This window comes from Gilliamella sp. wkB308, from assembly GCF_001690185.1.
In the GTDB taxonomy this organism is placed as follows: domain Bacteria; phylum Pseudomonadota; class Gammaproteobacteria; order Enterobacterales; family Orbaceae; genus Gilliamella; species Gilliamella apicola_I.
In genome coordinates, this window is record NZ_LZGN01000034.1 from 1 (window position 1) to 26,428 (window position 26,428).

21 protein-coding genes, 1 rRNA gene and 1 pseudogene are annotated in these 26,428 nt (G+C 36.1%); 9 read left to right on the forward strand and 14 right to left on the reverse strand.

The window, feature by feature from the left end; all coding sequences use genetic code 11:
* The 11 genes and pseudogenes from A9G10_RS04630 to tsaE all read right to left on the reverse strand — a co-directional run.
* A 16S ribosomal RNA gene (locus A9G10_RS04630) occupies positions 1–1,429 on the reverse strand; the annotation flags it as partial.
* Between the two features lie 299 nt (positions 1,430–1,728).
* A complete protein-coding gene (purT, locus tag A9G10_RS04635; RefSeq protein WP_065558449.1) occupies positions 1,729–2,910 on the reverse strand; it encodes a formate-dependent phosphoribosylglycinamide formyltransferase in 1,182 nt (393 codons plus the stop codon).
* Between the two features lie 75 nt (positions 2,911–2,985).
* Positions 2,986–4,284 carry an adenylosuccinate synthase gene (locus A9G10_RS04640; RefSeq protein ID WP_065558450.1) on the reverse strand — a complete coding sequence of 433 codons (1,299 nt, stop codon included), beginning with the start codon at positions 4,282–4,284 and terminating at the stop codon, positions 2,986–2,988.
* A gap of 18 nt (positions 4,285–4,302) precedes the next feature.
* Positions 4,303–5,250 carry a protease modulator HflC gene (gene hflC, locus A9G10_RS04645; protein ID WP_065558451.1) on the reverse strand — a complete coding sequence of 316 codons (948 nt, stop codon included), beginning with the start codon at positions 5,248–5,250 and terminating at the stop codon, positions 4,303–4,305.
* Positions 5,251–5,260: 10 nt separating this feature from the next.
* Positions 5,261–6,466, reverse strand: coding sequence for an FtsH protease activity modulator HflK (hflK, locus tag A9G10_RS04650; protein WP_065558452.1), 1,206 nt, complete (start codon positions 6,464–6,466; stop codon positions 5,261–5,263).
* Between the two features lie 23 nt (positions 6,467–6,489).
* Positions 6,490–7,785, reverse strand: a complete 1,296-nt coding sequence (gene hflX, locus A9G10_RS04655) for a ribosome rescue GTPase HflX (RefSeq protein WP_065558453.1) — start codon at positions 7,783–7,785, stop codon at positions 6,490–6,492.
* 21 nt (positions 7,786–7,806) lie between these two features.
* Entirely contained in the window at positions 7,807–8,052 is a 246-nt protein-coding gene (gene hfq, locus A9G10_RS04660) for an RNA chaperone Hfq (RefSeq protein ID WP_065558454.1), read from the reverse strand.
* 292 nt (positions 8,053–8,344) lie between these two features.
* On the reverse strand, positions 8,345–9,256 hold the full coding sequence (gene miaA / locus A9G10_RS04665; RefSeq protein WP_065558455.1) for a tRNA (adenosine(37)-N6)-dimethylallyltransferase MiaA: 912 nt from the start codon (positions 9,254–9,256) through the stop codon (positions 8,345–8,347).
* Positions 9,253–11,124 carry a DNA mismatch repair endonuclease MutL gene (gene mutL, locus A9G10_RS04670; RefSeq protein ID WP_065558456.1) on the reverse strand — a complete coding sequence of 624 codons (1,872 nt, stop codon included), beginning with the start codon at positions 11,122–11,124 and terminating at the stop codon, positions 9,253–9,255. Before mutL ends, miaA begins: the two co-directional genes overlap by 4 nt.
* A 20-nt stretch (positions 11,125–11,144) precedes the next feature.
* Positions 11,145–11,849 (reverse strand): annotated as a pseudogene (locus A9G10_RS04675) (N-acetylmuramoyl-L-alanine amidase); the annotation flags it as partial.
* 41 nt (positions 11,850–11,890) lie between these two features.
* Positions 11,891–12,376 carry a tRNA (adenosine(37)-N6)-threonylcarbamoyltransferase complex ATPase subunit type 1 TsaE gene (gene tsaE, locus A9G10_RS04680; RefSeq protein ID WP_065558458.1) on the reverse strand — a complete coding sequence of 162 codons (486 nt, stop codon included), beginning with the start codon at positions 12,374–12,376 and terminating at the stop codon, positions 11,891–11,893.
* 133 nt (positions 12,377–12,509) lie between these two features.
* Between tsaE and tusB the strand changes: the two genes are divergently transcribed.
* The 3 genes from tusB (at position 12,510) to A9G10_RS04695 (ending at position 14,600) form a co-directional block, all read left to right on the forward strand.
* Positions 12,510–12,791, forward strand: coding sequence for a sulfurtransferase complex subunit TusB (gene tusB / locus A9G10_RS04685; RefSeq protein ID WP_065558459.1), 282 nt, complete (start codon positions 12,510–12,512; stop codon positions 12,789–12,791).
* Positions 12,792–12,925: 134 nt separating this feature from the next.
* The gene (locus A9G10_RS04690) at positions 12,926–13,489 is read left to right on the forward strand and encodes a Sua5/YciO/YrdC/YwlC family protein (protein ID WP_065558460.1); all 564 of its coding nucleotides are present in this window, start codon (positions 12,926–12,928) and stop codon (positions 13,487–13,489) included.
* A 4-nt stretch (positions 13,490–13,493) separates the two neighbouring features.
* The gene (locus A9G10_RS04695) at positions 13,494–14,600 is read left to right on the forward strand and encodes an anhydro-N-acetylmuramic acid kinase (protein ID WP_065558461.1); all 1,107 of its coding nucleotides are present in this window, start codon (positions 13,494–13,496) and stop codon (positions 14,598–14,600) included.
* A gap of 6 nt (positions 14,601–14,606) precedes the next feature.
* Here the strand turns inward: A9G10_RS04695 and A9G10_RS04700 are convergent, their stop codons facing one another.
* Together A9G10_RS04700 and hda are read right to left on the reverse strand one after the other, a co-directional pair.
* Positions 14,607–15,386, reverse strand: coding sequence for a Cof-type HAD-IIB family hydrolase (locus tag A9G10_RS04700; protein WP_065558462.1), 780 nt, complete (start codon positions 15,384–15,386; stop codon positions 14,607–14,609).
* Between the two features lies 1 nt (position 15,387).
* Positions 15,388–16,071, reverse strand: coding sequence for a DnaA inactivator Hda (gene hda, locus A9G10_RS04705; RefSeq protein ID WP_081299048.1), 684 nt, complete (start codon positions 16,069–16,071; stop codon positions 15,388–15,390).
* A gap of 575 nt (positions 16,072–16,646) precedes the next feature.
* Between hda and mnmG the strand changes: the two genes are divergently transcribed.
* Positions 16,647–18,539: a tRNA uridine-5-carboxymethylaminomethyl(34) synthesis enzyme MnmG gene (gene mnmG, locus A9G10_RS04710; protein ID WP_065558464.1), complete on the forward strand. Its 1,893-nt coding sequence runs from the start codon at positions 16,647–16,649 to the stop codon at positions 18,537–18,539.
* The gene (gene rsmG, locus A9G10_RS04715; RefSeq protein WP_065558465.1) at positions 18,517–19,125 is read left to right on the forward strand and encodes a 16S rRNA (guanine(527)-N(7))-methyltransferase RsmG; all 609 of its coding nucleotides are present in this window, start codon (positions 18,517–18,519) and stop codon (positions 19,123–19,125) included. Before mnmG ends, rsmG begins: the two co-directional genes overlap by 23 nt.
* A gap of 33 nt (positions 19,126–19,158) precedes the next feature.
* Here rsmG and A9G10_RS04720 read toward each other — a convergent pair whose 3' ends face one another.
* Positions 19,159–20,394 carry an N-acetylmuramoyl-L-alanine amidase gene (locus A9G10_RS04720; RefSeq protein ID WP_065558466.1) on the reverse strand — a complete coding sequence of 412 codons (1,236 nt, stop codon included), beginning with the start codon at positions 20,392–20,394 and terminating at the stop codon, positions 19,159–19,161.
* Positions 20,395–21,459: 1,065 nt separating this feature from the next.
* Between A9G10_RS04720 and miaB the strand changes: the two genes are divergently transcribed.
* From miaB to mrdA, 4 genes are all read left to right on the forward strand, one after another.
* Positions 21,460–22,887 carry a tRNA (N6-isopentenyl adenosine(37)-C2)-methylthiotransferase MiaB gene (miaB, locus tag A9G10_RS04725; RefSeq protein WP_065558467.1) on the forward strand — a complete coding sequence of 476 codons (1,428 nt, stop codon included), beginning with the start codon at positions 21,460–21,462 and terminating at the stop codon, positions 22,885–22,887.
* A 64-nt stretch (positions 22,888–22,951) separates the two neighbouring features.
* Positions 22,952–23,431, forward strand: a complete 480-nt coding sequence (locus A9G10_RS04730) for a zinc-ribbon domain-containing protein (protein WP_065558468.1) — start codon at positions 22,952–22,954, stop codon at positions 23,429–23,431.
* Between the two features lie 24 nt (positions 23,432–23,455).
* Entirely contained in the window at positions 23,456–24,472 is a 1,017-nt protein-coding gene (locus A9G10_RS04735) for a PhoH family protein (protein WP_065558469.1), read from the forward strand.
* A complete protein-coding gene (gene mrdA / locus A9G10_RS04740; protein WP_081299051.1) occupies positions 24,433–26,427 on the forward strand; it encodes a penicillin-binding protein 2 in 1,995 nt (664 codons plus the stop codon). Before A9G10_RS04735 ends, mrdA begins: the two co-directional genes overlap by 40 nt.
* The last annotated feature ends 1 nt before the right edge of the window (position 26,428 follow it).

Genomic DNA, 26,428 nt, shown 5'->3' on the forward strand with positions numbered 1-26,428 from the left:
TCTGGTGCAACCCACTCCCATGGTGTGACGGGCGGTGTGTACAAGGCCCGGGAACGTATTCACCGTGACATTCTGATTCACGATTACTAGCGATTCCGACTTCATGGAGTCGAGTTGCAGACTCCAATCCGGACTTAGACGTACTTTCTGAGGTCCGCTTGCTCTCGCGAGGTCGCCTCCCTTTGTATACGCCATTGTAGCACGTGTGTAGCCCTGGTCGTAAGGGCCATGATGACTTGACGTCGTCCCCACCTTCCTCCGCTTTATCAACGGCAGTCTCCTTTGAGTTCCCGACCTAATCGCTGGCAACAAAGGATAAGGGTTGCGCTCGTTGCGGGACTTAACCCAACATTTCACAACACGAGCTGACGACAGCCATGCAGCACCTGTCTCACAGTTCCCGAAGGCACTCCAGCATCTCTGCCAGATTCTGTGGATGTCAAGACCAGGTAAGGTTCTTCGCGTTGCATCGAATTAAACCACATGCTCCACCGCTTGTGCGGGCCCCCGTCAATTCATTTGAGTTTTAACCTTGCGGCCGTACTCCCCAGGCGGTCGATTTATCGCGTTAGCTTCGGAGCCCATCACTCAGGGCAACAAACTCCAAATCGACATCGTTTACAGCGTGGACTACCAGGGTATCTAATCCTGTTTGCTCCCCACGCTTTCGCATCTCAGCGTCAGTATCTGTCCAGAAGGCCGCCTTCGCCACCGGTATTCCTCCACATCTCTACGCATTTCACCGCTACACGTGGAATTCTACCTTCCTCTACAATACTCCAGATAACCAGTTTTAAGTGCAATTCCCAGGTTGAGCCCGGGGCTTTCACACCTAACTTAATTATCCGCCTACATGCCCTTTACGCCCAGTCATTCCGATTAACGCTCGCACCCTCCGTATTACCGCGGCTGCTGGCACGGAGTTAGCCGGTGCTTCTTCTGTAGCTAACGTCAATTGCATGCACTTTTCATACACACAACTTCCTCACTACCGAAAGTACTTTACAACCCGAAGGCCTTCTTCATACACGCGGCATGGCTGCATCAGGGTTCCCCCCATTGTGCAATATTCCCCACTGCTGCCTCCCGTAGGAGTCTGGACCGTGTCTCAGTTCCAGTGTGGCTGGTCATCCTCTCAGACCAGCTAGAGATCGTCGCCTTGGTGAGCCCTTACCCCACCAACTAGCTAATCCCATATGGGTTCATCAAATGGCGCACGTCCTTGCGGAACCGTACTTTGGTCTCTCAACTTTATGCGGTATTAGCAGTCGTTTCCAACTGTTGTCCCCCTCCATTTGGCAGATCCCCATACCTTACTCACCCGTCCGCCACTCGTCATCAAGTGCAAGCACTCATGTTACCGTTCGACTTGCATGTGTTAAGCCTGCCGCCAGCGTTCAATCTGAGCCATGATCAAACTCTTCAATTTAAAGTTTGATGCTCAATAACTGTCTCTGACATATTCAAATGAATCTTCAGTGTCACTTATCAAGACTTAATTTTTTCAGTCCGTAGACTTTATTCTTTCGTCTCGCAAGTGCCCACACAGATTGTCTGTTTCTTCTTTTTAAAGAGCTGACAGCTTTTTTACCTTATCAAGTTTTGTTGATTTAGTTTGCTGTCTCAAGGGTTGCGTATGTTACTCACTTCACTTGATGTCGTCAACCCTTATTTTGGTTTTTTTATTATTTTTGGGTCGAGTGATTGCTTTTTATTCAAAACAAGGCGTTATAGTATAAATTTTATCTGATTTGTAACCTGTTTAGCTTTTTCTATCGCATCGTTTATATTATTTGCTCTTGCTAATGCAACTCCCATTCTTCTTACCCCTTTAACCTCAGGTTTACCAAACAGTCGTAGATCGGTTTGTTCAACGCTTAGTGCTTTGGCCAAATGAATATAAGAAACTTGATTTGAGTCACCTTCTACCATTAAAACAGCAGACGCACTCGCCCCATATTGTTCAATCGTTGGAATAGGCAATCCTAAAATAGCTCTTACATGTAACGAAAATTCGGATAGATTTTGTGATATTAAAGTCACCATTCCTGTGTCATGAGGACGAGGTGAAATTTCACTAAACCATACTTGATCACCTTTTACAAATAACTCAACCCCAAATAATCCTCTACCACCTAATGCTTCCGTTATTTTTGATGCAATCTCTTTTGCTAAGTTTAGTGCTTGGGATGACATGTGTTGTGGTTGCCAAGATTCACGATAATCACCATTTTCTTGTCGATGTCCAATCGGTTCACAATAAGATACGCCATTAATATGTCTTACTGTTAATAAGGTAATTTCATAATCAAAATCGATAAAACCTTCAATAATGACTTTACCACTGCCTGCTCGCCCACCTTCTTGAGCATATCGCCATGCAGATTCTAGGCCATTATTATTTTGTAATAAAGATTGTCCTTTACCAGATGAACTCATTACAGGTTTAATCAAACAAGGAAAACCAATTTCAGTAACGGCTTTTTCAAACTCTATAAAATTTGTCGCAAATCGATAAGGAGAAGTCGGTAATTTTAATTTTTCAGCGGCTAAACGACGAATCCCTTCTCGATCCATCGTTAATTGCGTTGCTTTTGCGGTAGGAATAACAGTAAAACCTTGTTGTTCTATTTCTACTAATGTATCCGTTGCAATGGCTTCAATTTCTGGCACGATATAATCTGGTTTTTCTTTTTCAATTACACTTTTTAGCTCATGACCGTTTAACATGTCGATAATATAGTAACGATGCGCAACTTGCATTGCAGGTGCGTTGGCATAACGATCAACGGCAATCACCTCACAACCAAACCGCTGTAATTCAATAGCAACCTCTTTAGCCAGTTCACCTGCACCACAAATTAAGACTTTCGTCGCCGTTACCGATAATGGCGTTCCTATTTTAGACATACTTTCCTCAACCACAATTATTTATTTGCAAAAACAAAAAATCGGGATAATTTCCCGATTTTTATTAATTTATTATTAAGCTTGGTATGGATCACGTAGAATCATCGTTTCACTTCGATCAGGGCCCGTTGAAATAATATCAATTGGCGTCTCGGTTAATTCTTCAATCCTTTTAATATAAGCTTTTGCTGCTTGTGGTAAAGCATCATAGCTTTTAATACCAAAAGTTGACTCGTTCCAACCAGACATCGACTCATAAACAGGTTTAACTAAACTCCACTCTTCAGCCGAAGCTGGGGCGTTTTTTATCACATCGCCATTAGGTAATTGATAACCCACACAGATTTTAACTTCTTTTAATCCGTCTAATACATCAAGTTTAGTTAAACAGAAACCTGAAACCGAATTAAGTTGCACTGCTTTTCTAACAGCGACCGCATCAAGCCATCCTGTACGGCGACGGCGTCCTGTTGTAGCACCAAATTCATTCCCTTGTTTACAAAGATACTCGCCAACCTCATCGAAAAGTTCTGTTGGAAAAGGGCCCGCGCCAACACGAGTAGAATAAGCTTTTACAATTCCCAGAACATAACCGACATAACGAGGTCCAAAGCCTGAACCCGTTGCTACCCCACCAGCAGTAGTATTTGATGAAGTCACAAAAGGGTAAGTACCATGATCAATATCAAGTAATGTACCTTGTGCACCTTCAAACATAATTCTTTCGCCTTTTTTGCGAGCTTCTTCTAACAGTGCAGGAATATCAGCTATCATGGCAATTAAAATATCAGCAATCGCTAATGTGTCATCTAGCACTTTTTGGTAGTCAACCGCTTCTGCTTTGTAATAGTTGACTAATTGGAAGTTATGATATTCCATCACTTCTTTCAATTTTTCTGCAAATGCTTGGCGATCACGTAAATCGCCTACACGAAGACCACGGCGAGCCACTTTATCTTCATATGCCGGACCAATCCCACGACCTGTTGTCCCAATCGCTTTAGTTCCACGGGCTTTTTCACGAGCTTGATCAAGCGCAATATGATAAGGCAAAATTAAAGGACATGATTCCGAAATGAGTAATCTTTCTTTAACAGGTATGCCTTTATCTTCTAACTCTTTCATCTCTTTCATTAAAGCATCAGGACAAAGTACAACACCATTGGCAATGATACTAATAACATCATTACGTAATATTCCTGAGGGAATAAGATGTAATACTGTTTTCTCACCATTAATGACTAATGTATGTCCTGCATTGTGCCCACCTTGATAACGGACAACATATTTTGCTTTTTCTGTGAGTAAATCAACAACTTTACCTTTGCCTTCATCACCCCATTGTGTTCCTAACACAACAACATTATTACTCATAGACTTTTACTCATTCTGTTAGTTATTAGATTTTAATTTCATGTATTGAAAAAATTCACTATCTGGACTAATGACCATTACATCATTACCAGAAAAACTTTGTTCATAAGCTTTTAAGCTTCGAATAAAACTAAAAAATTCTCTATCCTTACCAAAAGCATCCGCATAAAGTTTAGCTGCAACGGCATCACCTTCACCACGAATCGCACGTGATTGACGTTCAGCTTCCGAAAGTATTTTTGTTTCTTGTAATGTCGCATCTGCTCTAGTCTCTTCGGCTTTTCTCACACCTTCAAAACGCTTATCTCGTGCAATAACTTCACGTTCAGCTCGCATTCTGGCATAGATAGAACCAGAAACTTCAGCAGGAAAGTTAATTTGCTTAATTCGCACATCGATAACTTCAACACCAAATGCACGTAAGCTTGTTTTATTACTTTCTATTTCTTTATGTTCATCCGATGATACATTTTCAGTTACTTCTTGAACACCGCCATTTAGCGCATCTTTAACGCGATTCATCAAAGAATTACGAGATTGTGTATCCGCATTAGAATCATTGATAATATCTTTATTACTTAATTTACCAATCTCAGCACGTAAACGACCGTTTAGTCTTGCTAATAATAAGTCTTCAACATTATTACCACCAGCGACTGTTTCATAATAACGATTGAAATCAATAATTTTCCATTGCACAAAATAGTCGACGATTAATTCTTTCTTTTGCACATTAAAAAATCGTTGTTCTTTATTGTTATTAGAGCTATTAGTCGTTTGAATTTTGGCATCAATTACTTTAACTGTATCCATGCCCGGGATTTTAAAATGTAAACCAGGCTCAGATAATCCAATGATTTTATTGAATCTTAAAACAACACCTCGTGTACCTTCTTCAATAACATAAACGCTTGAAATATATACACCTATTAATATTAAAACTATAGGAATTAATAATTTTCGCATAATTTTCTCCTTAACGTCCCATAGTCCGCGTAGTATTTCTTACGCTGTTTGAGTTATTGTTACTGTTATTTGCTTTTGGTGATTCAGATGCCGTTTGAGACTGATTTTTTACGGCATCAGAAGAAGACACATTAAAATTATAATCACTAGTGATACTTGATGATGTTGATGGATTAGAATTTGTCATTTCTTTATTTTGAAATAACTTTTCTAAAGGTAATACCATAATGTTACCACTTTTATCATTAACAATGACTTTATTGGTTTTGGTTAATACTCTTTCCATTGTTTCAATATACAAACGTTCTTTAGTGATTTCAGGAGCTGCTTTATATTGAGGTAGGATTTTTTCGAAGCGCGCAACATCACCCGCTGCTTCAAGTTCAACACGGACTTTATAAGCATTAGCATCGGCCAAAATTCTCGCTGAGCGACCTTCTGCTTGTTGCACAATTTGGACTTTATCTGCTTCAGCCTTTTTAATTTCACGCTCACTATCACCTTGAGCACGAATAGCATCATCATAAGCATCTTGAACTTCATCTGGTGGACGCGCTACTTGGAAGTTCAAATCAACAATATTTATACCCATATCATAATGCGTAATCACATTGACTAATTCATCTTTAGTACTACTTTCAAGTACAGAGCGTCCATCTGAAATAATTGCGTCAATATTTGAACTACCGACAGCGGTTCTAAGTGCACTATCAGCCGCTTGTCGCAGACTATCTTCTACATTTGTGACATTGAATAAATATTTTAGAGGATTATTAATACGATATTGTACGTTCATCTCAACAAACACTAGATTTTCACCTGTCGTGACGATAAATCCTTTTACATTGAAATTTTTAGTACCTTGAGTATCAACAGGATAAACTTTGTCTACTAATGGTATTCTCCAATTCAATCCGGGTTGAATAATTTCAGGTTGAACTTGACCAAAACGAGTAATTACACCACGTTGGCTTTGATTTATGGTGTAAAAACCACTTGCCCCCCAGATAAGGAGTAAAATGATAAGTATGACAACAATAATGACACTTAGCGGAAATTTATTAGCCGAAGATCCGCCATTGTTGCCTGAATTACCTTTTTTTAAGAGGTCATTAATTTTATCAAAAAAACCGCCGGATAAGTTAGATGGTTTTTTATTATTATTACCCCATGGATCGTTATCTTGTCCGTTATTGCCGGGCTGATTCCACGCCATATTTTATATGCTCCATTAAACAATTAGTTGTTATTTTGCGTATTGATTAAGTATAACAGATCTGGCTCTTGTTTACACAAACGGTTCCATTCAATTGCAGGCATTCTTACATCTAAATGGAAGCTACCATCGCTATTAATTACTTCGTGTTCAACTGCATTTAGCTGATATAGACGGCTTCTTAGTTTTGCTAAATGAATTGGTAAGTTTAATTGGCAAACTTGAATTTGCCTAGCAAGTCTTTCTGTTAATGCCGTAAATAAGAGATCTAATCCTAAACCATTTTCAGCAGAAATCCAAACACGAATTGGTACACCATTTGAATCACGATCAATACTTGGCTGTTTATCTTCGATTAAATCAATTTTATTCATGACTAATAATGTTGGAATTTCATCAGCGTCTATTTCCAACAAAACCTCATCAACCGCTTGCATGTTATCTAAAAAGTTGGGATCAGCGGCATCAACAATATGTAATAATAAAGCTGCTTCTTGAGTTTCAAGCAAGGTTGCTTTAAATGCAGCAATAAGATCATGCGGTAAATGGCGTATAAAACCAACCGTGTCAGCCAGCACGACTTCACCTACATCATCAACAACTATTCGGCGTAAAGTTGGATCAAGTGTTGCAAATAATTGATCTGCGGCATAAACATCCGCATGTGTTAATGTATTAAACAGTGTTGATTTACCGGCATTAGTATAACCCACTAAAGATATAGTCGGAATATCTGCTTTATTTCGAGATTGTCTGTTTTGATTGCGCTGTTTTTCAACTTTGGCAAGTTTAGATAAGATTAATTGAATACGATGACGAATTAATCGTCTATCGGTTTCTAATTGAGTTTCACCTGGACCTCTTAACCCAATTCCCCCTTTTTGTCGCTCAAGATGAGTCCAACCACGAACTAAACGTGTCGATAAATACTGTAATTGAGCTAATTCAACTTGTAATTTTCCTTCATGGGTTCTTGCGCGTTGTGCAAAAATATCAAGAATCAATCCAGTTCTATCGATAACACGACATTCACACAATTTTTCGAGGTTTCGTTCTTGGGTAGGCGTTAGGGTATGATTGACTAAAATAACAGAGGCATCTAATTCTTTCACTTTTTGAGCAATTTCAATAGCTTTACCTTCACCAATAAAATATTTGGCTTGAGGCAACTTTCTTGAAGTTGTCACGATATCGAGAATATCTATCTGAGCTGAAGAAACTAATATTTCAAACTCTTTAAGATCCTCAATATCGCTTTCTTTAGGAAAGAACACATGCACTAATAAGGCGGATTCACCACCTTTATATCGTTCAAACAATCGAACTCTCCACTGAATTTATCAGCTTTCAGCTTCCTCTTCAGGCTGAGATACCAACCCTGAAATAGGTCTTGATGGTACGACTGTTGAAATAGCATGTTTGTAAACCATTTGGCTTACCGTATTCTTTAATAAAATAACAAATTGATCGAATGATTCAATTTGACCTTGTAATTTGATCCCGTTGACTAAATAAATTGAGACAGGAATATGCTCGCGACGAAGCAAATTTAAATAAGGATCTTGTAATGACTGCCCTTTTGACATGAGTTTATCCTTTATAGATGAAATAATAATGAAGATAAAATAATTGTAAATGCAAAAAATAATAGTATTTAATGCGACATAAGATACTTCTGTATTATCAAAATAACATAAAAAGCATCGCTATAAAACTAACGAAAAGCGATTAATGCACAAATAACTAAAATTTTAATGTATTTAAACTAAAAAATACAAAAATTATACCGAATCTTGACAATTATCCAAAAAATTTTAAGAAAATGCAATTTTCTATTCTAACTTAAAAGGTTAAAAAAGAAAATTAAAACAATTGACATCATTCTATTTTTTGGAAAACAGAATCCATATTATCCCCATTTAACCATGTGATTGGTTGCTTCCAGCCCCTGAGCCAGGTAATCTGTCTTTTCGCTAATTGCCGTGTGGCACAAATCCCTTTAAAGACCATTTCATCATAACTTATTTCACCACTTAAATATTCCCACATTTGACGATAACCGACACAACGTATAGAAGGTAAATTTGGATGTAAATCTCCACGTTCCATTAATCGTTTAACTTCATCTTCAAAGCCGAGTTCTAACATTTGTAAAAAACGTTGTTCTATACGTTGATGCAACTCCGCTCTATCTGGTGGCATGATGGCAAATTGCATAATATTGTAAGGTAATAGTTCACCACTATGTTGTGTCAATTCAGTTAAACTTTTTCCGGAAATTAAATAAACTTCCAAAGCACGATTAAGACGCTGTGGATCATTAGGATGAATTCGACTTGCCGAAACGGGATCGACTTTTTTTAACTCTTCGTGAATCGATTGCCAACCATATTTATTGGCTTTTTCTTCAATTTGCTGACGTATTTCACTATTCGCTGCTGGCAGAGGTGAAAGCCCCTCAATTAAAGCTTTGAAATAGAGCATCGTTCCCCCCACTAATAGTGGAATTCGACCATTATTCAAGGTGTTTTCAATTGCTGAAATCGCATCAGATCGAAAATTTGCAGCAGAATAACTTTCAGATGGATCGCAGATATCAATCAATTTATGAGGATATTTTTGTAATTCGGATTGTGTAGGTTTTGCTGTGCCAATATTCATTCCACGATAAATAAGCGCAGAATCCACACTAATTATATCGATAGGATAACGATCATAAAGCGCCATAGCAAAGGCCGTTTTACCTGATGCAGTGGGCCCCATTAACGAAATAATTTTTGGTTTACTCATAATAAAATTGATTGGGTAATAGTTTGAATATCAATAGTGTATAAAAACGTTTCTTGATCTAACAGTTTAATATCTATCTGTTCTAATTGAGCAAGCAATTGAATTACGTTAGCTACACTCCAACTAACCATACTGTTATCTTCGCATTCAATAGCTAACCAACTGGCAATTTGAGTAGGATCGATAGTTGTATTTTCAGCTGATAAAAAAGTAATTAAAGCTGGTAATAACTGTTGCCAATTTGTCGTACGTAACATTTTAGGAACGTTTTGCAAATGTAATTTTGCTTTTTCAAAATAAAAATCAAAGCCTAAAAAGGTTAATTGTGCCTTATAGTGAGTTAGAACTTGCTCTTCTTTGCGATTAATTAAAATGGTTAATGGAATCAGTAGTTTTTCAGATTCTTGCGATAATAATTTAATCGCATTCACTTTTTGCTTTGCAACAGCTAGCTTCATTAACATTAGTTTTTGCTCACTGTCTTCGTATTTTTCAAGTAATGCGATATCGGGTTGAATAACAGTTAAAACTCGACCAAATTGCACTAATGATGAACTATCAAATTGGTGTTGTAATGATGACTGTAAAGGTGTTGTTCGTTTCGGGAATAAAGTTTCAATCACCGCTTTTTGTGGTTCAGTAATGTGATGTTCCTGTGGTAAATCAATCTGTTGTTTTTGTTTTTGATTCTGACTGTTTTGCTGGGCATCAACATTAACAAGTTGTCCGTACAGTGCATTATTTTCTTTTACATTATTGGTTATCTTTTGAGGAAATGGCTTATTGGTAGAATAAGATGTCAGGTTAGTTTGTCGATTAAAAATGTTATCACCCGCCGCTTGTCTATTCGGTGTAATAGCGATTTTAGTTTGATTATCCTCTAAAGGTAATATGGATTCAACTGACGACTCCAATGCCATAACAATAGTTTGATAAACAAAATCATGAACAAGTCTAGCCTCATGAAAACGAACTTCATGTTTAGCTGGATGAACATTCACATCAACTTGCTTTGGATCAAGCTGTAAAAATACAACATAACTTTGTTGTTCATTTGTACGACTTACATAAGCTTGCCGTAAAGCGTGATTAAGTAATTTATCTTTAATTACGCGCCCGTTAACATAAAAATATTGTAGATCGCTTACTTGACTACTTGCAACCCATCCTTGAATCAACAAATCATCATGTTGCCAATCTAACTTGACTGCTTTTTGAATGAAAGCACGTCCACACACTGATTCAACGCGCTTGTCTAACTCAGATGCACGATATTGTTTAACTAATTTACCATTATGTTGCAAGTTAAATGTCACATCAGGACGCGCCAACGCAATACGTCTGATAAACTCTTCAATATGCATAAATTCTGTTTTTTCGGTTTTCAAAAAGCGACGTCTAGCAGGTGTATTATAAAATAGATCCAATACTTCAACTGTTGAACCCACTGGATGTGCTGCAGGTTTAATGGTGGGGGACATATCACGACCTTCAGCATAAACTTGCCAGGCTTCAGATTGTTCAGCAGTACGAGAAGTTAAAGTTAATCGAGAAACTGAACTGATACTAGCAAGCGCTTCTCCTCTAAATCCAAGACTTACAATCGCTTCCAAGTCATCTAAAGTATTAATTTTGCTGGTTGCATGACGAGCTAACGCTAAGGCTAATTCACTTTTATTAATTCCACAACCATTATCTCGAACGCGGATTAATTTACATCCACCCTGTTCCAAATCAATATCAATTTGCGTACTACCAGCATCTAAACTATTTTCAATTAATTCTTTAATAACCGACGCCGGACGCTCTACCACTTCGCCAGCTGCAATTTGATTTGCTAACTGAGGTGATAGAATATGAATAGCCATTAATGTCTTTCTCCAAATTTAGGATTTTGCTTTACATAATTTTTTATACCTAGATAAATTGCTTTGGCAATTTTATCTTGATGCGCACTACTACCAATTAATTTTTCTTCGCCCACATTTGATATAAAACCAACTTCAATTAAAATTGATGGAATATCTGGGGATCGCAATACACCTAAACTTGCATGCTCAGGTTTATTTTTATGCAATTTGATTGTACCATTCATCGCTTTTAACACTTGTGTCGCTAACTCATAGCCTACACGTTGTGAATAAGAAAATTGCAAATCAAGTACCGCTTGACTTAAATGAGCATCATGTCCATCGCTTAGTGCATCACCTGCGCCACCTAATAATTGTGACTGTTTTTCCTCTTGCTCAATCCAACGACCAAGTTCAGTATCAGCTCGCTTAGTTGATAATACCCACACTGAGGCACCAGTAGCACTACGATTCGGCGCTGCATCAGCATGAATTGATATAAGCAAATTAGCTTTACTATTACGCGCAATCTCTGAACGTTTGGATACCGAAATAAAATTATCACTCGTTCGAGTTAATACACCTTTAAATTTTGGATCGCTATTGAGTAACGTAGTCAGTTTTTTAGCAATAGAAAGGGTTACGGTCTTTTCATATAATTTATTTTTACCTATCGCACCTGAATCTTTGCCACCATGTCCTGCATCAACAGCAATCACCACTTTAGCAGCATAAGCAGAACTGCAAAGCAACAATAACATCATAAAAGTAAATAGTTTTTTCATCATGTATTCGCTAAGTGTAGTTGATTAATAATAGCTTGACCTTTTTCCGTTTTTGCCAATAAAGTTGCTGTGCGTTCAAGTTTTAAATAGCTTAAATGAACTTCGATATCTGCAATTGGCAAAATGCCTTGTGCTTGCTGTGGCCACTCTATTAAAGAAATAGATCGCGAAGCAAAATATTCACGAATCCCCATAAACTCAAGTTCTTCTGGATCATAAAGCCTATATAAGTCGAAATGATAAACCGAAAATTCATCAAATTGATATGATTCCACTAAGGTATAAGTTGGACTTTTTACATTACCAACATGCCCTAATTGTTGTAAAAAACCACGACTAAATGTTGTTTTTCCAGCACCAAGCTCACCAATTAAATAAATGACTATTGTACTATTATTATTCAATAAATAACTTAAACACTGCTTTGCTAACTGCTTTCCAAAGAAGATGGTTTGTTGTTCGTCGGCTAAAATAATAGGTTTCATAACGGATATTTTGCTTAATAAATAGTTGTTATTATATACTAATAACCTTTAAAGATGTACTAACCAAAATGAACTCAATTTTTGAGTGAATTTTAACTTTAATATCATGTCTTGACATAATAAGTGAAAAAACATGCTACATACTATTTCAACGGATAACCAATCAATAATCGATCCACAACTTATCTGTGCCCAAGATGCGGTCTTATTTTGGCAAAATGGCGTATTTGTTGCGTTACAAAATACTCCTGTGCTTAATGCTATTTTAGAAAAAACTCAACATTGTTATATTTTAGATAATGATATAACAGCGCGTGGACTTGATCCGTTTATTGATAAAAGATTGCATATCATTAATATGCAACAGATGGTTGAATTAACCGTTCAATATTTTCCCCAAATGAATTGGCAATAATCAAGTAACCTTGTTAACTTTGATTTTTACTTCCTGTATCAACAATATTTCAAAATAGACAGAGCCAATTTGCAATTCAATACACCTCGGTTTAATATGATTTTCATATCCTATAATTCTATATCCAACTGTAAATGGTAAATTTATTATCAATAAAAGAAATTAATGGCTTGCTAAAAAAAGGCGAAGTTGTTGCTTATCCAACCGAATCCGTTTTTGGATTGGGATGCGATCCTGATTGTCAAACCGCAGTAATGAAACTGCTTGATTTAAAACGCCGTCCCATTGAAAAAGGGTTAATTCTCATTGCCAGCCATTATGATCAACTTATCCCTTACATCGATGAGTCAGCACTGACCTATCAACAAAAACAGTTAGCTCATGCCAGTTGGCCAGGTGCAGTTACATGGATTTTTCCTAAGAATAAAAATACCCCACAGTTTTTAACCGGTCAATTTGATTCGATTGCAGTACGTGTTACTGATCATCCATTGGTATGTACATTATGCGACCTATTTGGTAAACCTTTAGTTTCAACAAGTGCTAATCTTTCAAATTATCCGCCTTGTTTTACCGCAAACGAAGTGGCATTACAATTTGGTGAACAGTTTCCTATATTACAAGGTGAAACAGGACACAGGGCTTCACCTTCTGAAATTAGGGATATAAAAACCGGCCAAATAATACGACAAGGTTAGTATTATGCACAATTTATACATTGGTATTATGTCAGGTACCAGCATGGATGGGGTAGATATTGCGTTAGTTGATATTACCGCAGGAAAAGTTAAATCAATAGCCAGCGAATGTTATTCGCTGCCAGATGTTATTAAACAACAATTACTGACCCTTTGTGAAACCAAACAGACTTCATTACAAGATTTAGGTGAACTGGATCATCAGTTAGGCTTACTTTATGCCCATCATGTGAATCAATTTTTAACACACCATAAAATAGAACGTAATAAAATTAAAGCAATTGGATGTCATGGACAAACTATTTACCATTCACCATTAGGTGCAAACCCTTTTACGATGCAAATTGGCGATGCCAATATCATTGCCGCCCTAACAGGCATTACTACCGTCGCTGATTTTAGACGAAAAGATATTGCTTATGGTGGTCAAGGCGCACCTTTAGTGCCTGCTTTTCATAAATCACAACTTGAAAATACTTCAATAAATCGTGTGATAGTAAATATCGGTGGAATAAGCAATATCACGGTACTTATTCCTCATCAACCCGTCATCGGTTACGATACCGGGCCGGGTAATGTATTGCTTGACGGTTGGATAAAGGCTTGTCTTGGTAAAAATTATGATAACGATGCTAAATGGGCAAAAACAGGAAAGATTGATTACAAACTCCTCAATACGTTATTAAACGAAGATTATTTTCAATTACCCGCCCCTAAAAGCACAGGACGAGAACTGTTTAACCTATCTTGGTTACGTCAAAAATTGACAGCTACCACATTAAAATCTGAGGATATTCAAGCAACACTGGTTGAATTGACTGCATTATCTATCGTGCAAGAAATAACAAAATTATCTATCAATACAGAATTACCCTGTGAACTTTTAGTATGTGGTGGAGGCGCAAAAAATCCACTTATTATGCAAAGACTATCTGCGTTATTACCCAATTGGGAGGTGTTATCTACTAGTGAAAAAGGAATAAACAGTGATGATATGGAAGCAATAGCATTCGCTTGGCTTGCTTATTGTCGACTTAATAATATTCCGTCGAATATTCCAGAAGTGACTGGTGCAAACCAAGCTGTATCTTTAGGGGTGATTTATCAATAACAATATTTAAATCAAACCAAATTTTTTTAAGGCTTTTGCAATCCCATCATTATCATTGGAATCAGTGACAAATTCAGCTTGTTCTTTCAATTTGTCCACAGCATTAGCCATTGCTATCGGGTGATTAACGGTCGTAAACATCTCAAAATCATTCATTCCGTCACCAAATGCATAGGTAGGCACATCAGTAAATCCTTTTTTTTGCAATAACTGATTAATACCATTGCCTTTAGAGCCACCATGATTAAAAACATCAACACAATATGGTGTGTTACGTATAAATGTTAATTCCAGAAAAACATCACGATAAACAGATTCACCTTCTTCGCACAACAATAACATCATTTGAATTGGTTCGTTTAGATAAAGCTGATCATCAACAGGGGGAATAGGTTGTTTAAGATAGTGATAAAACGTTTTTGCGGCTTGAGTACACTCAGAAATACGCATTGTTTCATCATTATAAAAAGCCAAAGGAATATTCATTTGCTGTTTTGAAAACTGATCCATTCTGGCAATCAAATCTTTATCAATATTATTCGTAAAAACTTTCTCACCTTTATATAGAACGATTTGCCCATTCATACCAATAATAGAATCAATTGACAATTTTTTCATTAAATCGGTCACTTCACAAGGTGTACGACCTGTTGCAAGCATTGGAATAATATTATTTTGCTTTAGCTTTGTTATTGCCTCAACTGAACTTGCTAAAACCTCTATTTGACTATTAAATAAAGTCCCATCTAAATCAAAAAAAACGATAGCTTCTGGCTTGTTACTCATATTACAAATCCAAAATATTTTTTATAAAAGGAATCGTTAACTTACGTTGTTCCGCTAATGTTGCTACTTCAAACTTTTCTAACAAAGAAAACAGGGTACGCATATCGCGATGGACGCGCTTTAATAAAAACAATCCAACTTCAGTCGATAATTCAAAACCACTTAATTGTGCTCGTAGTTGTAACGCCTTAAGCTTATCATCATCACTTAATTCTTTTAATTGATAAACTTGCCCCCAACTAAGTCGTGAAACCAAATCAGGTAATATAAAAGAAACCTGCTTAGGTGGTGCACTAGCAGTAATCAATAATTTACTAATATTTTTTTCAGTCAGACGGTTAAATAAATCAAAAATAGCTTCTTCCCAATCCCGATTGCCTGCAATAGCATCAATATCATCTAAACAAACTAAATCATAATTATCCAACCCTTGTAAAATTTCGGGAACAAGATGGAAATACTGTTTTAAAGGAATATAACTAGCCAGTTTATTTTGACTTGAAGCATGCAATAGATGAGTACGACCAGCAGCACTTGCCGACCACATATAAAATACATTGAAACCTTGCTTAACCAATAAAGTTTGCAATGAATCAAGTAATAATTGATTATCACCTATATAAAAACTATCGAAAGTTTCACTGTTTGGTAATGAAAAAGGCAACGGTAATTGTGAAAGAGTAATAAAGAAACCTCACACTAAAAAATTAATCTAATTAAGTATAAATTTGCTTTTGTAAAAATAAAAGAATTTTATAAAAAAGGAACAATTTAAAAAAATAAAGAATCGTTATTCAAAAATTCCTCGGTATATTTTATCAGTAAACTATTAAAAAACAGCCAATAAAAAGACCAAAAAACAAGCAATCAAAATATATTTTTGTGGATAACTCTGTGCTAAAAGAAAGTAATAAGCTGTGATAAGGCTATTAATAAGCTAAATGACAAAACCAATTGTGGATAACTAAGCTAATTATCAACAAGTTTAGATCAACAAAGATCCGATCAATTAACAGTGTTACACGATCAATAAGATCCTATAAAATAATTACTATATCCAGTTATCAACAGAAAGGATCCACACTAGTAGTAATAAAAATAAAAAGATCACATAAAAGATCTTATTTAATTTAAATGGCGATCAAATTAGATCATTTGACGTATTCAAAAAGATGAGTAAAATCGCTATCGCTAATTTAGATCAAAACAACATGTCTGAACTAACGATCATCTTCATAGAAAATAACAACGAGGCTTTATATGTTTTATCCAGATCTTTTTGATGTCATTATAGTCGGCGGTGGTCATGCTGGCACAGAAGCTGCCATGGCATCAGCAAGAATGGGCCGCAAAACACTACTTTTAACCCATAATATCAATACATTAGGACAAATGTCATGTAATCCTGCTATAGGTGGTATTGGTAAAGGTCATTTGGTTAAAGAAATCGATGCCATGGGCGGTTTAATGGCTCATGCTATTGATCTTGCTGGGATCCAATTTAGGATCCTTAATAGCAGCAAAGGTCCTGCTGTTAGGGCAACACGTGCACAAGCGGATCGATCGCTTTATCGAAAAGTGATTAGAACAACGCTTGAAAACCAAGAAAACTTAATGCTCTTTCAACAATCCGTCGAAGATGTGATCATTGAAAACGATCAGATCACCGGCGTTAAAACACAAATGGGCGTTTCTTTTAAAGCTAAAGCCGTCGTCTTAACGGCTGGTACTTTTCTAAATGGAAAGATCCATATTGGTCTTGATAATTATAGTGGGGGAAGAACAGGTGATCCTGCTTCAATTGGACTATCTAAGTCATTACATCAATACCCATTTAGAATGGGGCGATTAAAAACAGGTACACCACCTCGCATTGATGCCCGAACAATTGATTTTTCTAAATTAGGTACACAATATGGTGATGATCCGGTTCCGGTATTTTCATTTTTAGGTAATGCTAATCAGCATCCAAAACAGATCCCATGTTATATAACAAGCACAAACGAAACAACACATGAGATCATTCGTAATAGCTTAGATCGAAGTCCTATGTATACCGGTGTTATTGAAGGTGTAGGACCAAGATATTGTCCTTCAATTGAAGACAAAATTATGCGTTTTTCAGATCGTAATTCGCATCAGATCTATTTAGAGCCAGAAGGATTAGATAGTAACGAAATATACCCAAATGGGATCTCAACCAGTTTACCGTTTGATACGCAACTTGCTTTTGTCCGTAGTATGAAAGGTCTTGAAAAGGCGAATATCATCAGACCAGGGTATGCGATCGAATATGATTATTTTGATCCTCGTGATCTCAAACCTACGCTTGAAAGTAAAGTGATCAAAGGGCTATTTTTAGCCGGACAAATTAATGGGACAACAGGGTATGAAGAGGCAGCTGCTCAAGGTATGTTAGCAGGTTTAAATGCCGCACGATTCGTTTATGATCAAGATCAATGGTATCCAACGCGTGATCAAGCTTATTTAGGTGTACTGGTTGATGATCTTTGTACATTAGGAACCAACGAACCTTATCGAATGTTTACTTCTCGTGCTGAATATCGTTTGATGTTACGTGAAGATAACGCTGATATTCGCTTAACTGAAATTGGTCGTAAGTTAGGCATGGTTGATGATTATCGTTGGCAAAAATTTAACGAAAAATTTGAAGCGATAGAACAAGAAAGATCGCGTTTACGTGATATATGGGTGCATCCACATATTGAAACTATTGATGAAGTGAATGCCGTTTTAAGTGCTAATTTAACCAAAGAAGCAAATGGTGAAGAGTTACTTAAACGCCCTGAAATGAGCTATAACACATTGAAATCATTATCACTATTTGCGCCTGGATTAACTGATCCTAGTGCTGCAGAACAAGTTGAAATTCAAGTTAAATATGATGGATATATCAAACTTCAAATTGAAGAAATAGAGCGCCAAAAACGTAACGAAGAAACATTAATTCCTGAGCATATTGATTATGCTGAAATTTCTGGATTATCAAACGAAGTTGTCGCAAAATTAAAACAGCATAAACCGGTATCGATTGGGCAAGCTTCACGTATTTCAGGTATAACACCGGCGGCAATATCAATGTTATTAGTTTATTTAAAAAAGAAGAATTATGTTAAAAAAGAAACTCACTAATCTTATTGATCAAACAGATCTTTTGATCACAGATCAGCAAATTGATCTGCTTATTGCGTATGTTGAAATGCTGAATAAGTGGAATAAGGCCTATAATTTAACTGCTGTGCGTGATCCCAATGAAATGTTAGTAAAACACATTATGGATAGTTTAGTGGTATCGCCCTATTTAGTGGGCGAACATTTTATTGATGTCGGAACAGGACCGGGGTTACCTGGTATTCCATTAGCGATCATCAATCCTGATAAACAATTTGATTTGGTTGATAGTTTAGGAAAACGTATCCGCTTTTTAAAACAGGTAAAATTTGAATTAAAACTGAATAATATTAATCCGGTGCAAAGCCGCATAGAAGACTATACCGAACAACAGTTTGATGGTGTCATTAGCCGAGCGTTTGCTTCATTGCAAGATATGCTTACTTGGTGTCAGCATCTACCAAATCAACAGGGATCGTTTTATGCTTTAAAAGGTAGTGAACAAGATCCTATCCCTGAAGGGTTTGAACTTAAACAGAATATTAAACTGACTATTCCACAATTAAATGCGGATAGATGTTTAACGATTATTAATAAAGTTAATTGACAATAATTTTAATTCTTACCTGAAAAAGAACTATTAATTTTTACGCTTTTTCAGGTAATCTTTAATACCACTAACAATCGCTTTTGATACTTGATTTTGGAAAGAAGCGGTTTTTAATTTTTTTTCTTCGTTAATATTACTAATAAAAGCGGTTTCGACCAAAACAGAAGGAATATCAGGGGCTTTTAAAACAGCAAAACCCGCTTTTTCAAGTGAAGGTTTATGTAGATTATTGACGACTTTTAAGCGATTTAATATAGCATTGCCTAATAATACCCCGTTGCTAATGGTTGTTTTTTGGACTAAATCTAAAATAGTATTATCTAAATATTTGTCACCACTGCGACTCACGCCACCTATTTGATCGGCATTATTTTGTGTTTGAGCCAAATAATTTGCTGCTGAACTTGTCGCCCCACGAGTAGATAATGAAAATACAGAAGATCCTTTCACTGATCGACTGGTAAATGCATCTGCATGGATAGAAATAAAAAGATCGGCATGTAAAGATCGTGCTTTAGCCACTCGCACTTTCAATGGAATAAACACATCTTCATTACGGGTCATATAGACTTTAACATTCGGCTCTTTTTTCAATAAATTAAATGTTCTGCGTGCAATTTGTAAAACAATATCTTTTTCTCTTGTTTTGTTATAGCCAATCGCACCCGGATCTTCACCGCCATGACCTGGATCGAGCATCACAATAATCGGGCTATTTTTCTTTTTATTAATGGGTGGTTTGATCTCAGCTTGCTGTTGGTTTAGATCACCTTTTGTATATTCTTCTAACAGTGCTAATAAAGGATCATCATCTGTTATTGAAGATTGTTTTGAAGGATAAAGATCGATGACTAAACGGTTTTTAAATTCGGCTACAGGGGGTAACGTAAAAGTATTGGGATCTATTCCTTGCTTAGCTTCGATCATGATTCTGACCGTTTTAGCATCAAGCTGGGTAACTTGAATTGATTTGATGTAAGGATCGTGACTTAATACTTTCGATGAAATACTTTTTAAAACAGGATTTGAATTGATATTATCAATATCGATTACTAATCGATCTGGGTTAAATAATGCAGCACTTTTATATTTAAGCTTACTATTGGATTCTAACGTAATTCGTGTGTAAGTAGAGGAAGGCCAAATACGAACAGCGACCATTTGTGCCATTGCTGAAGCAAGACCAACACGAGTGACAGACAATAAACAAGTCGCAAGAATACCTTTAACTAAAAGGCGCTTTGTTGGACTGAACGTTTTTGACATATCTAGGCACTTTCAATAATTAAATTAGGGCGGATAATAACATAAATTATTGTGAATGGTAAAAGTTACCAAGAATTATAACTGTTTCGCATCGTTGCAAAAAAAGGATTTTGCTTTAATTCGAAAACATATTCATAAAATCAAAAAAAAGAGAGTAACAGAAGTTACTCTCTCACTCAATTGGAAGCACTTTGAAAACTACCAAAAGAGTATGTTATAAACTGTATTTAGCAGTTATATCGATTCCTTTAAAAAAGGAGGACTACTGATAAATAACGAGTTACTTCTCGTTAAATTTATCCCAACAAACATTAACGAGAAAATCTAGCTTAATGGCCAGTCAATTCAGTGCTAAAGTATTGTTAGTTGTAGTCCTCCAACATTTGCACCTACTGTTAACTAAAGTCAATCTTTAATTTAATAAAGAAAGCATTTAGTAACTGTTAAGTAGTATATCATTTAGAATAAAAATATGAAAGGTAATTTAGTGACTAAAAATTAAAAATATTTAATTGATTGATAGAGTTATTAAGAGCATTTGAAATAAATATAAAGATTATCGTTACAAAAAGACGAGTAACCTAAGTTACTCGCCCTCATTATGTCATTGAAAATCTAAATAGCAATAGTCTAAAAAACGACTACACTAGATGGATTTATTTTGTTTAAATATTTCTGAATTATTCAAATCATTTTGAAATATTTAAAATAAGTTCTGACGAGAAATTCTAACAAATGGTTAGTCATTCAAGTTGGTAGCATAACTTTGTGTAGTTCCTGCTGTCAACTATGTTAACACTGAAAAATCCTATGGTAGAACCAAATGATAGAAATCAGTGGTAACAATCATAATCCAAAAAAATAAAAAATATAACAATTAATTAGTAAGTTTATGTTAACTGTTTTAGGTACAAGTTAAAAAGGTCAAATTAAAATTATTTTTTTTAAATAACAATTATTATTTTATTATAGACCCTACATTCACAAAGGATTACAATATGGCACGCTAAAATCGCGGATTTAAACCCGTTTTCATTTTAACAATTAAATATAGCTGAGTTATTGATGAGCAAAAAATTACATATCAAAACTTGGGGCTGCCAAATGAATGAATATGATTCAACCAAAATGGCAGATCTCCTTGAATCCACCCACGGTTTAACATTAACAGACAACGCAGAAGAAGCAGATATTTTATTATTAAATACTTGCTCTATTCGAGAAAAAGCGCAAGAAAAAGTCTTTCATCAACTAGGTCGTTGGAAAAATTTAAAACAACATAATCCCGAAATTATCATTGGGGTTGGTGGGTGTGTTGCGTCGCAAGAAGGGGCGCATATTCGTAAACGTGCGCCTTTTGTCGATATTATTTTCGGTCCGCAGACTTTTCACCGTTTACCGGAAATGATAGAGCAAATTCGAAGTGGTAAAGGAAATCATGTTGTCGATGTTAGTTTTCCTGAAATTGAAAAATTTGACCGTTTACCCGAACCTCGCAGTGAAGGGCCGACAGCGTTTGTCTCAATTATGGAAGGATGTAATAAATACTGTACTTATTGTGTGGTACCTTATACCCGTGGTGAAGAAGTGAGTCGACCTTGTGACGATGTAATTTATGAAATAGCTCAACTGGCAGAACAAGGTGTGCGTGAAGTTAATCTGCTTGGTCAAAATGTTAATGCTTATCGAGGACCAACCTTCGATGGTGATATTTGTTCATTTGCGGAATTACTTCGGTTAGTCGCTGCCATTGATGGTATTGATCGTATTCGTTTTACAACCAGTCATCCAATTGAGTTCACTGATGATATTATCGATGTTTATCGTGATACGCCTGAATTAGTTAACTTTTTACATCTACCCGTGCAAAGTGGCTCAGATCGTGTTTTAAATTTAATGAAACGTACGCATACGGCACTTGAATACAAATCAATTATCCGAAAACTACGCAAAGTCCGTCCAGACATTCAAATTAGTTCTGATTTTATTGTTGGATTCCCGGGTGAAACACAAGAAGATTTTGAACAAACCATGAAATTAATTGCTGATGTCAATTTTGACTTAAGCTATAGCTTTGTCTATTCTGCACGCCCTGGTACACCAGCCGCAGAAATGGAAGATAACGTTTCTGAAGACGAGAAAAAACAACGTCTTTATATCCTACAAGAACGTATCAATCAGCAAGCAATGCAATTTAGCCGTCGAATGCTAAATACTGTGCAACGAATTTTAGTCGAAGGACCATCTAAGAAAGATCTGATGGAACTAACGGGTAGAACTGAAAATAACCGTATTGTTAACTTTGAAGGGCATCCAAATATGATTGGTAAATTTGTTGATGTTGAAATTACTGATGTTTATCCAAATTCATTAAGAGGTAAAGTTGTGCGTACCGAGGATGAAATGGATCTGCGTGTGAGTGAATCTCCTATATCTGTAATCTCAAGAACCCGTAAAGAAAACGATTTAGGTGTCGGTATCTACCAACCATAATAAAAATAACATATTGAATTATTAAAAAAATAATATTTTATCATAATGGAAAGGAAACAAAAAAATGCTTATTATATTCGGCTCGAGAGGTCGTGAAGTAAACGAAAAAACAGGGCAATTTAATTGCCCTAGTTGTTGTACACAGCAAAACATCAAAACTGATGAAAAACAACAACAATATACGCAAGTTAAAGTGGCAAGATATTTTACATTGTTTTTTATACCAATATTCAGTTTTCAAACATTAGGAAGATACATTAGATGTAATCATTGTCATTCAGAATATAATGAAAATGTTTTAAAATATGTACCGCCTACATTAGAAGAAGAAATTGGTCAGGATGTTGAGCAAGAATTAAAAAGTGGTACACCAATCTCAATGATGATCAATAAACTAAAAACGCAAGGATTAGATGAACAACAGGCTACAAAACTGGTTGATCAGATAGTATCGGGAAATATTGTTACTTGTCATCATTGTAAAAAGGAATTTTTAAAAGGTGTGGAAAAATGTCCTTTATGTGAAGGATATCTTAGCAATTAACATGAATGATTAGAGGGCTTATCATTGAAAATTATTACACATCAAACCGTGCTTGAACCAGATGATAATCAAAGATTAAATAGTCTTTGTGGCCCTCATGATGACAACGTAAAACAACTTGAACGTCGACTTGGTATTGAAATTAATCATCGAGGTAATCTATTTTTGATTACCGGTGATCAAATTTGTGTTAACGCAGCCGATCAGATTTTAACGTCACTTTATCAACAAACTAAAACCAAAAATAACATTATTGATATTGAACCCGAACACATTCATTTAGCGATAAAAGAATCCAGTGCGCTTGAAAAAATGAAAGAACATCTTCCAGCTTATACTGATCAGCATGGAAGTAAAATGGTAATGATTAAAACAAAACGTGGGGTAATCAAACCAAGAACCCCCAATCAGGCTCAATATATTGCGCATGTTTTAGATTATGATATATCGTTTGGTATTGGGCCTGCAGGAACGGGTAAAACGTATTTAGCGGTGGCTGCTGCTGTTGATGCATTAGAAAAGCAACAGATTCGTCGGATAGTACTGACTCGACCCGCTGTTGAAGCGGGGGAAAAGCTTGGATTCTTACCAGGTGATTTAAGCCAGAAAGTCGACCCATATTTACGTCCACTTTATGATGCGCTATTTGAAATGCTGGGTTTTGAAAAAGTCGAAAAACTGATTGAAAAAAGTGTGATTGAAGTTGCGCCATTAGCGTATATGCGTGGTCGTACCCTAAATGATGCATTTATTATTCTCGATGAAAGTCAAAACACCACAATAGAACAAATGAAGATGTTTCTAACACGCATTGGCTTCAACTCAAAAGCTGTTATAACAGGGGATATCACTCAAATTGATTTACCTCGTCACCAAAAATCCGGTTTACGTCATGCAATTGAAGTTTTAAGCCAAGTTGATGAAATTAGTTTTAACTTTTTTAATAGTGAAGATGTTGTTCGTCATCCGGTAGTTGCCAGAATTGTCAACGCTTATGAACAATGGGAACAACAAGAGCATCAATCAAAAAGAAGTATTTAAGGAGTATTATTATCCCTATTACAACAAAAAAAAAGCGAACTAATATTCGGGATCATTCAGCAGAAACAAACTTATTCCTGCGTAGAGCTTTGTTTGCTTTTGTGGTAATTATCTTTTTGATTATTATTTTATTAGTGAATTTAGCGGATCTTCAAATTGCTAATTTTAGTTATTACAGTACTAAATCAAATAATAATCGTATCGAAATTATACCTATTCCTCCTAGTCGCGGCATGATTTATGACCGTAATGGAACGCCATTAGCTAGTAATAATATCACCTATCAACTAAATATTATTCCTGATAAAACCAAAAATCTGAATGAACAATTTGAACAATTAAAAAAAATTGTTGATTTAACAGATGAAGATATTGAAAATTTCCAAAAAGAAAGACGAAATTATCGCGCTCACAGACCCGTTCCGCTAAAAGATAACCTTAGTAAAGAACAAATTGCACGATTTGTTGTCGATCAACATAGATTTCCTTTTGCCTCAATTGTTAAAATACAACACCGCTATTATCCCTATGGAGCAACACTAACTCACATTCTGGGTTATATCTCAAAAATAAATAGCCAAGATAAAAAGCGGTTAGAAGAAGAAAATAAAACCAGTAATTATGTTGCGACGCTCAATATCGGAAAAATGGGCATTGAACGCTATTATGAAAACATATTACATGGCACAGCTGGTTATGAAAAAGTTGAAGTTAATAGTCGAGGGCGTATCGTCCGGCTCCTTGAACAGCATCCACCACAAGCAGGCGAAGATATCTATTTATCAATAAATCTCAAATTACAGCTTTACATCGAAAAACTTCTTGATGGGCGCAAAGCTGCTGTGGTGGCGATTGATCCCAATAATGGGGAAGTCTTAGCGATGGTATCAAGCCCTAGTTACGATTCAAATGATTTTGTTGGCGGGATATCAAGTGCAAAATATAATGAATTACTCAATGATCCGAACAAACCTTTATTTAATCGGGCTTTATTAGGGGCTTATCCACCTGCTTCAACCGTAAAACCCTTTATTTCTGTAGCTGCATTAAGTGAAGGGGTTGTAACGCCCAAAAGCGTGGTTAACGATCCTGGATGGTGGCAATTACCAGGAACTGAAAGACGTTACCGAGACTGGCTAAAATGGGGACATGGTCGGGTTGATGTACTAAAAGCGATAGAAGAATCAGTAGATACCTATTTTTATCAAGTTGCTTATGATATGGGGATTGATCGTTTAAGTTTATGGATGACAAAATTTGGATATGGTCAACGCACAGGAATTGATATGTCACCAAGCGAAGAGACACGTGCTGTTATGCCAAGTCGAGAATGGAAAAGTAAACGTCATAAAAAATCCTGGTTACAAGGGGATACTATCCCTGTTGGTATTGGTCAAGGATACTGGACTGCAACACCAATGCAAATGGCAAAAGCATTAACTATCTTAATTAATAATGGAAAAACTTATACTCCTCATTTTTTACTGTATAAAAAGAGTGATATTTTAAATTCCAATGAAGATCAGTTTCACATTGATCCTGTTCAATTTGAACAGCCAAATAATTTAACAGAAGTTAAAACAAATTATTGGGATTTAGCGAAAGAAGGTATGTATAGAGTTATGTTTGGTTCACGAGGAACAGCACGTAAAGTGTATGCTGGCGCTCAATATCAAGCAGCAGGAAAATCAGGAACAGCACAAGTGTATGGTTTAAGAGAAAACGAAACTTATAATGCAAACAATATTCCTGAGCATTTACGTGATCATGCATTATTTATTGCTTATGCCCCTTACGATAAACCTAAAATAGCATTGGCTATTGTACTTGAAAATGGGGGGGGCGGAAGCTCAAATGGTGGTGCAGTTGCACGTAAAATTCTTGATTTTTATCTATTAGGCAATCACTCCACTGATCTCGATGATGTAGCTCAAGATACAGGATATGAAAATTAAT